This window comes from Mesorhizobium sp. USDA 4413, assembly GCF_056280365.1.
Genome location: NZ_JBVPRP010000001.1, coordinates 4,294,743 through 4,305,953, shown reverse-complemented (window position 1 = coordinate 4,305,953; position 11,211 = coordinate 4,294,743). Strand labels below are relative to the sequence as shown.

Annotated in this window: 11 protein-coding genes; 9 read left to right on the top strand and 2 right to left on the bottom strand. The window is 63.1% G+C overall.

Annotated features, from left to right (window positions below; genetic code table 11):
* The first annotated feature begins 64 nt into the window (after positions 1-64).
* Positions 65-685, top strand: a complete 621-nt coding sequence (locus tag ACVMIM_RS21065; RefSeq protein WP_040982846.1) for an invasion associated locus B family protein — start codon at positions 65-67, stop codon at positions 683-685.
* Positions 686-877: 192 nt separating this feature from the next.
* Here ACVMIM_RS21065 and hspQ read toward each other — a convergent pair whose 3' ends face one another.
* Together hspQ and ACVMIM_RS21055 are read right to left on the bottom strand one after the other, a co-directional pair.
* Positions 878-1,201 (bottom strand): heat shock protein HspQ, encoded by a 324-nt coding sequence (gene hspQ / locus ACVMIM_RS21060; RefSeq protein ID WP_040983419.1) that lies wholly within the window; start codon positions 1,199-1,201, stop codon positions 878-880.
* 224 nt (positions 1,202-1,425) lie between these two features.
* A complete protein-coding gene (locus tag ACVMIM_RS21055) occupies positions 1,426-2,637 on the bottom strand; it encodes a UbiH/UbiF family hydroxylase (RefSeq protein ID WP_476114303.1) in 1,212 nt (403 codons plus the stop codon).
* 102 nt (positions 2,638-2,739) lie between these two features.
* Here ACVMIM_RS21055 and ACVMIM_RS21050 point away from each other — a divergent pair, with 102 nt between their 5' ends.
* The 8 genes from ACVMIM_RS21050 (at position 2,740) to ACVMIM_RS21015 (ending at position 11,173) form a co-directional block, all read left to right on the top strand.
* Complete coding sequence (locus tag ACVMIM_RS21050; RefSeq protein ID WP_476114301.1) at positions 2,740-3,630, top strand: DUF2182 domain-containing protein; 891 nt, start codon at positions 2,740-2,742, stop codon at positions 3,628-3,630.
* 12 nt (positions 3,631-3,642) lie between these two features.
* A complete protein-coding gene (locus ACVMIM_RS21045) occupies positions 3,643-4,257 on the top strand; it encodes a DUF1326 domain-containing protein (RefSeq protein ID WP_476114300.1) in 615 nt (204 codons plus the stop codon).
* Positions 4,258-4,310: 53 nt separating this feature from the next.
* Positions 4,311-5,072, top strand: coding sequence for a phosphatidylcholine synthase (gene pcsA / locus ACVMIM_RS21040; protein WP_476117320.1), 762 nt, complete (start codon positions 4,311-4,313; stop codon positions 5,070-5,072).
* A gap of 131 nt (positions 5,073-5,203) precedes the next feature.
* Positions 5,204-6,181 (top strand): quinone oxidoreductase family protein, encoded by a 978-nt coding sequence (locus ACVMIM_RS21035; protein ID WP_476114299.1) that lies wholly within the window; start codon positions 5,204-5,206, stop codon positions 6,179-6,181.
* A gap of 251 nt (positions 6,182-6,432) precedes the next feature.
* Complete coding sequence (locus tag ACVMIM_RS21030; protein ID WP_476114297.1) at positions 6,433-8,010, top strand: ABC transporter ATP-binding protein; 1,578 nt, start codon at positions 6,433-6,435, stop codon at positions 8,008-8,010.
* The gene (locus ACVMIM_RS21025) at positions 8,007-9,134 is read left to right on the top strand and encodes an ABC transporter permease (protein WP_040994781.1); all 1,128 of its coding nucleotides are present in this window, start codon (positions 8,007-8,009) and stop codon (positions 9,132-9,134) included. Before ACVMIM_RS21030 ends, ACVMIM_RS21025 begins: the two co-directional genes overlap by 4 nt.
* Positions 9,134-10,054, top strand: a complete 921-nt coding sequence (locus ACVMIM_RS21020) for an ABC transporter permease (protein ID WP_040994779.1) — start codon at positions 9,134-9,136, stop codon at positions 10,052-10,054. Before ACVMIM_RS21025 ends, ACVMIM_RS21020 begins: the two co-directional genes overlap by 1 nt.
* A 51-nt stretch (positions 10,055-10,105) precedes the next feature.
* Positions 10,106-11,173 (top strand): BMP family ABC transporter substrate-binding protein, encoded by a 1,068-nt coding sequence (locus ACVMIM_RS21015; protein ID WP_476114294.1) that lies wholly within the window; start codon positions 10,106-10,108, stop codon positions 11,171-11,173.
* Positions 11,174-11,211 lie beyond the last annotated feature (38 nt).

The following is an 11,211-nucleotide window of genomic DNA, read 5'->3' as shown; positions in this document are numbered from 1 at the left end:
GTAGCTGGACCACACGGCACGAAGAAGCCGGTCCCCGGGATCATTTGAGAGGAAAGTGCACCATATGACGATCAACGCGTACCGCCTTTCGGTGCTGGCCGCAGGCGTGGTCGGCGTTCTGGGCGCCGGGCTTTTCACCGCCTCGGCCCAACAGCAGCCGCAGATTCCTCAGGGCTGGTTCAAGGCTTGCACCAAGCAGGAAGACGTCGACATCTGCAATGTGCAGAACATCGTCACCGCAGGCAACGGCCAGCTCGTCACCGGCGTCAGCCTGATCGAGCTCAAGGGCAAGGTGAACCGCAAGGTCTTCCAGGTCACGGTCCCGACCGGCCGCCTGGTTCCTCCGGGCATCGCGCTCCAGATCGATTCCGGCAAGGCGCAGAAGCTCGATTATGTGATCTGCTTCCCGGATCGCTGCGTGGCGGAAGTGCCGCTGAGCGACCAGCTCGTCGCTTCCTTCAAGAAGGGGCAGGGCATCACGCTCACCTCGATCAACTTCCAGAACCAGCCGAACCCGATCAAGATCGCGCTCACCGGTTTCAGCGGCGCCTATGATGGCCCGCCGCTGCAGCAGTCGGACATCGAGGACCGGCAGAAGAAGCTGCAGGACTTCGTCGCCAAGAACAACCAGGACTTCGCCAAGAAGCTCAAGGACGAGCAGGACAAGGCCAAGACCGCGAACTGATCGCCGGAGCATGCTCTGGAAACAAAAGCGGGGCGATTCGCCCCGCTTTTTTGTTGTCGACGCGCTGTGCGCGCGTGGAGCACTTCCAGGAAAAGTGCGAGCGGCTTTCCGTCCGGAATTGCGTAAAAACAAGGAGATAGGGCACTCCACCGTTTCCGTGAAACGGTGCCCTGCGTGGCGTGCTTTTGCGGCTCAGTGCTTCGACTGGCGCTTCGGCTCGTAGCGGCCGTCCGGCAGCTTGTCGAACATCTCGCCGATCTGCGGATGCCGCACCGGCTCGCCCGACCGGTCCTCGAGCAGGTTCTGCTCGGATACATAGGCGATGTATTCGGTCTCAGAATTCTCCGCCAGAAGATGATAGAAAGGCTGGTCCTTGCGCGGACGGACGTCGGCGGGAATGGCCTCGTACCATTCCTCGGTGTTGGCGAATTCGGGATCGACGTCGAAGATCACGCCGCGGAACGGAAACAGCCTGTGGCGAACCACCTGCCCGATCGAGAACTTGGCCGTTTTCATCACGCTCACCACTTAGGTTCCGAGGCGCCATTTGTGGCTGCGCGCAAGGCGCCTAAGACCTTGAATTTACACGTCACGCCGCCAAAAATCGACCCCGACTTTCGGCTTGGGCCTATTTGGCGCAGGCGCTGCCGCAATTCAATAGCCGCACTCCATGTTGCAAGCTACGGATGGGCTACGCGTAAGGTTTCGCGCGTGGCGTGGAAGGAGGCGCTGATCGGCTTCTAATGCTCGGCCGGTTTGCGCAAGCCGCCGGCAATGGCGCGAAAGCCGCTGCCCGGCCGCAGCCCCTCGCGCATGAAGAAGGCTCGCAGCGGGGCGAAGCTGCCCAGCGCATTGAGGCCGGCGCTGCGTGCCAGCTGCGCCGGCAGCATGTCGGACAAGAGCGACATGTTGAGCAGATTCACCGCGCCGCTGCGCGCCCATATGTCGGGTCGGCGCCTCGTGTCATATGCGGCGAGGGCCCGGCGCGATCCAGGATCGGTGCTGTTTTCACTCGCGATTCCAATCAGATCTTCGATATCCCTGATGCCGAGGTTGAGGCCTTGGGCGCCGATCGGCGGAAACACATGCGCTGCTTCGCCGACCAGCGCCACGCGGTTTTGCGCGAAGCGGCCGGGCGAGGCCGCCGACAACGGATAGACCTGGCGACCCGGCTCGACGGAGACACGGCCAAGCATCGACTGCATCTGCTCCTCGACACGCGCCGACAAGGCCGCATCGTCGAGCGCCGCAAGCTCCTGCGCCGTCTCCGGCTTCACCACCCAGACAAGGCTGGAGCGCCTGCCGGGCAGCGGTACCTGCGTGAACGGCCCCGTTTCGGTGTGGAATTCGGTCGAGACGAAGCCATGCTCGCTGCGATGGCCGAAATTGAGGACAAGCGCCGACTGCGGATAAGGCCGCGCGGAGGCGCGAATGCCGGCGGCTTCGCGCGCCAGAGACAGGCGCCCATCCGCGGCGACCGCTAGCGCGGCCGAGATTTCGCTTCCGTCGGCCAGCCTTGCATGGGCCTGCTCGGCATCAAGGCTCCAGGACGTGACGGTGGATTTCAGCCAATGAATGCCCTCATGAGCTGAAACGGCCCTGGCGAGGATGGGGATAAGAGCGTTGTTCGGCAAATTGAGGCCGAACTGTTCCTCGCCGATCTCGCCGGCGCGGAAGGTCACCGTTGGGCTGCGGATCAGCCGCCTTGTGGCGTCGACGATACGCATCGCCTTGAGCGGCGCGGCCTGCGTCTTCAGTTCGGCAAGGACGCCCAGCCGTTCAAGGACCTTCAGCGCCGGATTCATGAGGGCCGTGGTGCGGCCGTCGGAGGTGTTGGCCTCGGGGCCGACCAACGTGACGTCGAAGCCGGCCCCAGCAAAGCCGAGCGCCGCGATCAAGCCGGCCGGACCGCTGCCGGCAACCAGGATGCGGGCTTTGTCGTTGCGCTCCACGCCAGCCTTCCACAATGAGAGGCGACCCGTCGGGCCTTTATCCCGGATATAGGTCAGATCAGCCGGCTTGATCAACGCGGCGATTCAGCCCATTCGAATGCCATGAGCGGCGAGCAGCATGATTTCAGCCATCTCGACCCCGCCGGCCGCGCGACGGCGGGCGTCGCGCGCAGCCCGCGCCTCGCGGTCATGCTCACGATCGGCATCGGTATCGCCTTCGCCTGGTTCCTTCTCGGCGCAATGGCGATCCGCGGCGCCGAAAGCCGCCCTGCCGGCGCGCCCGGCGACATGCTGCTGAAAAACCTGCCGAGCCTGCCTTTGCCGGATTTTCTCGACCGGTTCTTTGCTCTGTGTCTCGCGCCGGCGCCGCTCGCAGACCCGACCGTCCAACAGGCGTCGGCGCTTGTGCTGATGTGGTTCCTGATGGCCGTGGCGGCGATGCTGCCATCGGCGGCGCCGTTGATCCGCACCTATTGCGAAATCGCCGACACGGCGAGGATCAAGGGCGAACCCGCCGTTCATCCGCTGGTGCTTGTCGCCGGATATCTCAGCACATGGCTTGCCGCATCCGTGGGTTTCACGATGCTGATGCTCGCGGTCTACGCCTTCGCCGGTTCCGGCCGGATGCTCGATCCGGCCGTTGGCCTTGCCGGCGCCGCGGCGCTGCTTATCGCGGCCCTTTATCAATTCAGCGGCGTGAAACGGGCATGCCTGGAAAAATGCCGCAACCCGTTCTCGATCCTCTTCGCCAACTGGAGCGCGAAACCGGGCCGCATCTTCCGTTTGGGATTGGAGCAGGGCGTCTGGTGCCTCGGTTGCTGCTGGGCGCTGATGCTGGTGATGTTTGCCGTCGGCGCCATGAACGTCTTCTGGATGGCGCTGATCGGACTGTTCACCCTGATCGAAAAACAGACCGCCGGCAGGGTGGCCAGCCGGATTGCCGGTGCGATACTGCTTGTGTGGGCGGCAGCCCTGCTATTAGTTTCGGCGTAAGGGGAGAATTCGATGACCGACCAAAGCTGGGCAATGAAAGGGGAGCTGGTACTCTCCTGCAATTGCACGGTTTTCTGTCCCTGCGTGCTGTCGCTGGGCAGCCATCCGCCGACCGAGGGCTATTGCCAGACCTGGGCGGGTTTCCGGATCGACGCGGGCCATTTCGGCGAGGTCGACCTTTCCGGCCTCAATCTCGGCCTGATCATGGAAATTCCCGGTTATATGAGCCGCGGCAACTGGACGGCAGGCCTGTTCATCGACAAGCGCGCCTCGATCTACGCGGTGAAGGCGCTGACCAAGATCTTCACCGGCAAGGCCGGCGGCACCACCTCGCTGCTGTCGATCCTCGTCGGGAAATTCCTCGGGGTCGAGCAGGTGCCGATCGCCTACGAGACGCGCGACAAGACACGCGTCTTCCAGATACCGAAAATCATCGACGGCGCGGTGACGCCTATCCCAGGCAAGGACCGCGAGAAGGATACGGTGATCACCAATTCCGAATATTGGATCGCGCCGGAGATCATCGTCGCGAAGTCCGACAAGAGCAAGATGCGCGCCTTCGGCCGCAACTGGAATTTCGCCGGCCGCTCGGCCGAAATTTGCAAGCTGGACTGGCGGGGACCGTGAGCAAGAACACAAGGGCCGGCAAGGCAGCCAAGAAGATCGCGGAACGGATCCCGTTGCCGAAGAAGAAGGTGACGTGGCCGCAGGCGCGCGCGTTCTCCGTCCATCTTCTCACCGCGTCGGGATCGTTCCTTGCGTTCCTGTCGCTGGTGGCGGCGAGCGAGGAGCGCTGGACGGCGATGTTCTGGTGGCTTGGACTGGCGCTGTTCGTGGACGGCATCGACGGCCCGATCGCCAGGAAGCTCGAGGTCAAGGAAATCCTGCCGACTTGGTCGGGCGAGCTCCTCGACAACATCATCGACTACGTCACTTACGTGCTCATTCCGGCCTTCGCGCTCTATCAGCGCGGCTTCATGGGCGAGAACCTGTCCTTCCTGTCGGCGGCCATCATCGTCGTCTCCAGCGCGATCTATTATGCCGACACCGGCATGAAGACGAAGGAGAACTTCTTCAAGGGGTTCCCGGTCGTGTGGAACATGGTGGTGTTCACGCTCTTCGTCATCGAGCCCGGGCAATGGGTGTCTTTCGCCGTGGTGGTGGTCGCCGGCATTTTGACTTTCCTGCCGATCAACTTCATCCATCCGGTGCGCGTCGTGCGGCTGAGGCCGGTCAATCTCGGCATCACGCTTTTGTGGTGCGCCTTCGGCGCGCTGGCGCTGGCGCAGGCCGCGCTAGCCAGCTTCTACAACAAGATCGGCGTGCTGGGTGAGCAGGTCAGCGACTTCACCAAGATCGGCATCACCATCACCGGCCTCTATCTCGCCTGCATCGGGGGCGTCATGCAGATGTTCCCCAATCTGGGCGCCAAGAAGCCCTGATCCTGGATCAGGATATTTCTGGTCGAATGGTCATCCTGGCCTAACTGTCCATCGGCGCATGAGCTTCCGAAAAATCGGTGCTCCCTTTCGGAATCATGTTCCAGATTGTGTACCCTTCAGAGAGTTCAGCAATGTCCAAGGCAATCCGCATCCACGCCAATGGCGGCCCCGAAGTCCTGGCTTATGAAAATGCCGATCCCGGCCAGCCGGGAGAAGGCCAGATCCTGATCCGGCACACGGCGATCGGCCTCAACTTCATCGACGTCTATTACCGCTCGGGGCTTTACCCGCCACCCGGCGGCTTTCCGCTGATCCCGGGCGGCGAGGCGGCGGGCGTCGTGCTGGCGCTCGGTACCGGCGTCGACTGGCTGAAGCCAGGCGACCGCATCGCCTATGCCGTCAATATCGGCGCTTATGCCGAACAACGGGTGATCGCCGCCGACCGTGTGGTAAAAGTGCCGGACGGCATCAGCGACGAGCAGGCGGCGGCGATGATGCTGAAAGGCATGACGGCGGAATATCTCTTGCGCCGCACCTTCCCGGTGAAGGCCGGCGACACGGTTCTCTACCACGCGGCGGCCGGCGGCGTGGGCCTCATCCTCGGCCAATGGGCAAAGCATCTCGGCGCGACCGTGATCGGCACCGCGAGCTCCGCCGACAAGATCGAGCTTGCCCGGGCGCATGGCTTCGACCACGTCATCAACTACAAGGAGCAGGATTTCGTCACCGGCGTCGCCGCACTGACCGGCGGGAAGAAATGCGACGTCGTCTACGATTCCGTCGGCGCCGACACCTTTCCGGCATCGCTCGACTGCCTGCGGCCGCTCGGCATGTTCGTCAGCTTCGGCCAGTCGTCCGGACCGATCCCGCCTTTCTCCATGTCGCTGCTGGCACAGAAAGGCTCGATCTATGCGACCCGGCCGACGCTGTTCGTCTACAACGCCAAGCGCGAGGATCTGGTGAAGTCGGCCGAAGCGCTTTTCGACGTGGTCAAGAGCGGCGCCGTCGAGATCAAGATCAACCAGCGCTACGCGCTGAAGGAGGCGGCAAAGGCGCAAGCCGATCTCGAAGCCCGCAAGACGACGGGCACGACCGTCCTCATCCCTTAGAGCTTCACCGCTACATAGCTTCGGCACCAAACACCTAGCCGACTGCCTTGTTTTTCAGCGGCTTGCCGTGCCCGAAGGCACGGCTTGCCTGAAAAAGCGATGCGGATTGCCGTTGTTTTCAAGAGGTCTATCTTAGCCCTTGAGTTTCCGCTGAAATTCTTGAAGCTCTTTCAAGTTGGGTGCTGCTTTCCGATGGGAGCCGGCCGCGCATACCATGACAGCGGGAACACAGAACATATCCGGGAAACTGGATGGGAGGCACTGTGAGTGCAAATCATGACAGGTCGAACCTGCTCGAGGTTCGTGGCCTTACCAAGATTTTCGGCACGCTGACGGCGTGCGATCACATCGATCTCAACATCGCGAAGGGCGAGATCCACGCGCTGCTCGGCGAGAACGGCGCCGGCAAGTCGACGCTGGTCAAGATGCTGTTCGGATCGCTCGAGCCGAATTCGGGCGAGATTTTCTGGGACGGCAAGCCGGTCCAGATCACCAGCCCGGGGGTGGCCAAGAAGCTGGGCATCGGCATGGTGTTCCAGCATTTCTCGCTCTTCGAAGCGCTCACCGCAGCCGAGAACATCGCGCTTTCACTCAATGACGGTTCGCCGATCAGCACCATTGCGGCGAAGGCGAGGGCGCTTTCCTACAGCTACGGCCTGCCGCTCGATCCGGAGTCGCTGGTCGGCGATCTCTCCGTCGGCGAACGCCAGCGCATCGAGATCATCCGTTGCCTCTTGCAGACGCCGCAGCTCATCATCCTCGACGAGCCTACCTCGGTGCTGACCCCGCAGGAAGCCGACAAGCTGTTCGAGACGCTGGAGCGCCTGCGCTCGGAAGGCAAATCGATCCTCTACATCTCGCACCGGCTGGAAGAGGTCAAACGCATCTGCGACCGCGCCACGGTGCTTCGCCACGGCAAGGTCGTCGGCCACTGCAATCCGCGTGAGGAGACGGCCGCATCGCTTGCCCGCATGATGGTCGGCAGCGAGGTGAAGGCGGTGGTGCGCGCGCCGGCCGAAGGCATCGAGACGGCGCCGGCGCTGCTGGAAATCCGCGGCCTCAGCCGCAAGCCGGCGACGCCCTTCGCCATCCCGCTAAAGAACATCAATCTCACCGTGCGCGCCGGCGAAGTGATCGGCATCGCGGGTGTGGCCGGCAACGGCCAAGGCGAGTTCTTCGAATCCGTCTCCGGCGAAGTGCTGCAGCAGGATGCCGGTTCCGTACGCATCCGAGGCAAGGACGCCGGCGGGCTGCCGATCACCGGCCGCCGCCTGATGGGAGCCGCCTTTGTCCCTGAAGAGCGCCTGGGCCATGGCGCGGCGCCGCGCATGAAGCTTTCGGAAAACCTGCTTCTGTCCCGCCATGCCACCGACGGCAAGGCTTTCGTCGGCTCGGGTGGCATGGTCAGGAACGGCGCGGTCTACAGCGCCGCCCAGCGCATCATCAAAGCCATGGACGTGCGCAAGAGCGCGCCCGATCCGGAGGCGGCGGCGCTGTCGGGCGGCAATCTGCAGAAATTCATCGTCGGCCGCGAGCTCGACCGCAAGCCGAGCGTCATGATCGTCAACCAGCCGACCTGGGGCGTGGACGCAGGCGCTGCCGCCCACATTCGTCAGGCGCTGATCGAGCTAGCCCGCAGCGGCTCGGCGGTCCTGGTCATCAGCCAGGACCTCGATGAATTGTTCGAACTGTCGGACGCGATCGCCGTCATGCACAACGGAGAATTGTCGGCGCCGCTGCCTATCGCCGACGCGACGTTCGAGAAGATCGGCCTCTTGATGGGCGGCGCAGAGCCCGGCCACGCCGAACACAGAATGGAGGTGGCATGATGCGCATCGAACTCGTCAAACGCCCGCAGCGCTCGGCGCTGTTCTCGATGCTGTCGCCCTTCATCGCCTTCGCGCTGACGATCATTGCCGGCGCCATCATGTTCGCTTTGCTCGGCGTCAATCCGCTCAATGCCTTCGAGATTTATTTTGTCGAGCCGATCAGCCAGGTCTGGCAGTTGCATGAGCTGGCCATCAAGGCGGCACCGCTGATCCTGATCGCGGTCGGCCTATCGGTCTGCTACAAGGCCAACATCTGGAACATCGGCGCCGAAGGCCAGTTCATTTTCGGCGCGATCTTCGGCTCGATCCTCCCGGTCCTGTTCCCGCAGTTCGAAGGCCCGCTGGTGATCCCGCTGATGCTCTTGCTGGGCATGGTCGGCGGAGCGCTCTACGCATCGATCCCGGCGCTCTTGAAGACGCGTTTCAGCACCAATGAGATCCTCACCAGCCTGATGCTGGTCTATGTGGCGCAGCTTTTCCTCGACTGGCTGGTGCGCGGCCCGTGGCGCGATCCGCAAGGCCACGGCTTTCCGCAGACCATCCAGTTCGGCGACTCGGCCGTGCTGCCGGAGCTGATGCCGGATGCCGGCCGCGCCAATTGGGGTTTCGTCTTCGCGCTGGTTGCCGCGGTGGCGATCTGGCTGATGATGAGCCGCATGCTGAAAGGTTTTGAAGTGCGCGTGCTGGGCTCCAGCCCTAGGGCAGGGCGCTTCGCCGGCTTCGGCTTCAACCGCATGGTCTTCTTCACCTTTCTTTTGTCCGGGGCGCTGGCCGGTCTGGCGGGCATCTCCGAGGTCTCCGGCGCCATCGGTCAGTTGCAGCCGGTGATCTCGCCCGGATACGGCTTCACCGCCATCATCGTCGCCTTCCTTGGTCGCCTCAATCCGCTGGGCATCGTCGCCGCGGGCCTGGTGCTGGCACTTACCTATCTCGGCGGCGAGGCGGTGCAGAGCGCGCTCGGCATCTCCGACAAAGTGGCGCGCGTCTTCCAGGGCATGCTTCTGTTCTTCGTGCTCGGCTGCGACACGCTCATCCACTACCGCATTCGCCTGATCGGCATGGCGTTGATGAAGCCGAACGGCGCGAAGCTCGAAGCAGCGCCCAAGCTCGAGGAGGCCCGCTGATGGACATCACCGTCAATATTCTTTTGACCATCGCGACAGCGGCGACGCCACTTCTGATCGCGGCGATCGGCGAGCTTGTGGTCGAGCGCTCCGGCGTGCTCAATCTCGGTGTCGAGGGTATGATGATCATGGGGGCCGTGGGCGGCTTCGGCGCCGGCTATCTTACCGGATCGCCGTGGATAGGCCTGCTGGCCGCGATCATCGTCGGTGCGCTGTTCTCGCTGCTGTTCGCCGTCATGACGCTGTCGCTCGCGACCAACCAGGTGGCGACCGGCCTGTCGCTGACGCTGCTCGGCCTCGGCCTCTCCGGCATGATCGGCACCAGCTTTGTCGGCCAGCCGGGCGTCAGGCTGCCCAACCTCGATATTCCCGGGATCAGCTCGATCCCGGTCGTCGGCAAGCTGATCTTCGGCCAGGACCCGGTGTTCTACATCTCGATCGCGCTGACCGCGGCAGTGATGTGGTTCCTGTTCAGGACGCGCACGGGGCTTACGCTGCGCTCGATCGGCGACAGCCATACGTCGGCGCACGCACTCGGCATCAAGGTGATCCGTTATCGCTATCTCGCGGTGATCTTCGGTGGCGCCTGTGCCGGCCTTGCCGGCGGGCATCTGTCGCTGGTTTACACGCCGCAATGGGTCGAGAACATGAGCGCGGGCCGCGGCTGGATCGCGCTGGCGCTGGTGGTGTTCGCTTCCTGGCGCCCGTGGCGGGTGCTGGCCGGCGCCTATATTTTCGGCGCGGTGTGGATCGGCCAGCTTCATGCACAGGCTTTTGGCATTCCGGTGCCTTCGCAGTTTCTTTCTTCACTGCCCTATCTGGCAACCATCGTGGTTCTCGTTCTAATCTCCCGCAACAAGCGGCTGACGATGATGAACACGCCGGCTTCGTTGGGGCAGCCATTCGTTCCGGATCGTTGACAACAACAAAAAGACGGGAAGCTCCAAGGCTTAACTCAGAGAGGTAACACAATGAAAAAACTGCTTATTGCGTTGATGACCACGGCTGCGGTCCTGTCACTGGCGGCAACCGCCGAGGCCGCCGACAAGCTGAAGGCCTGCTGGGTCTATACAGGTCCGATCGGCGACTTCGGCTACTCCTACCAGCACGACCAGGGCCGCCTCGAGGTCGAGAAGGCGCTCGGCGGCAAGGTCGAGACCGCCTATCTCGAAAACGTGTCGGAAGGCCCGGACGCCGACCGCGCTTTCGAGCGCCTGGCCCGTGAGAACTGCAAGATCATTTTCGGCACCTCCTTCGGCTTCATGGATGCCATGGTGAAGGTCGCCAAGAAGTTCCCCAAAGTGATGTTCGAGCACGCGACCGGTTTCAAGACCGGCGACAATCTCGGCATCTACAACGCCCGCTTCTATGAAGGCCGCTATGTGCTCGGCCAGATCGCGGCCAAGGAATCGAAGAAAGGCCTCGCCGGCTACATCGTTTCCTTCCCGATCCCGGAAGTGGTGATGGGCATCAATTCCTTCATGCTCGGCGCGCAGTCGATCAATCCCGATTTCAAGGTCAAGATCGTGTGGGTGAATTCCTGGTTCGACCCGGGCAAGGAAGCCGACGCCGCCAAGGCGCTGTTCGACCAAGGCGCCGACATTATCGTCCAGCACACTGACTCGACCGCCGCGCTGCAGGTGGCCGAGGAGCGCAAGCTGCATGGTTTCGGCCAGTCGTCCGACATGATCAAGTTCGCGCCGAACGCGCAGCTGACCTCGCTGACCGACGAATGGGGTCCGTATTACATCAGCCGGGTCCAGGCCGCGCTCGACGGCACCTGGAAGCCCGACAATGTCTGGCTCGGCATCAAGGACGGCGCGGTCAAGCTCGCGCCCTTCACCAACATGCCCGACGACGTGAAGGCGATGGCCGAGGCGACCGAGAAGAAGATCGCCGGCGGCTGGAATCCCTTCACCGGACCTGTGTCCAAACAGGACGGCTCGCCCTGGCTGAAGGACGGCGAGGTTGCCGACGACGCCACGCTGCTCGGCATGAATTTTTACGTCAAGGGTATCGACGACAAGCTGCCGCAGTAAGCGGCAAGTCGCGGAACCGAAACGGAAAAGGGCGCCGC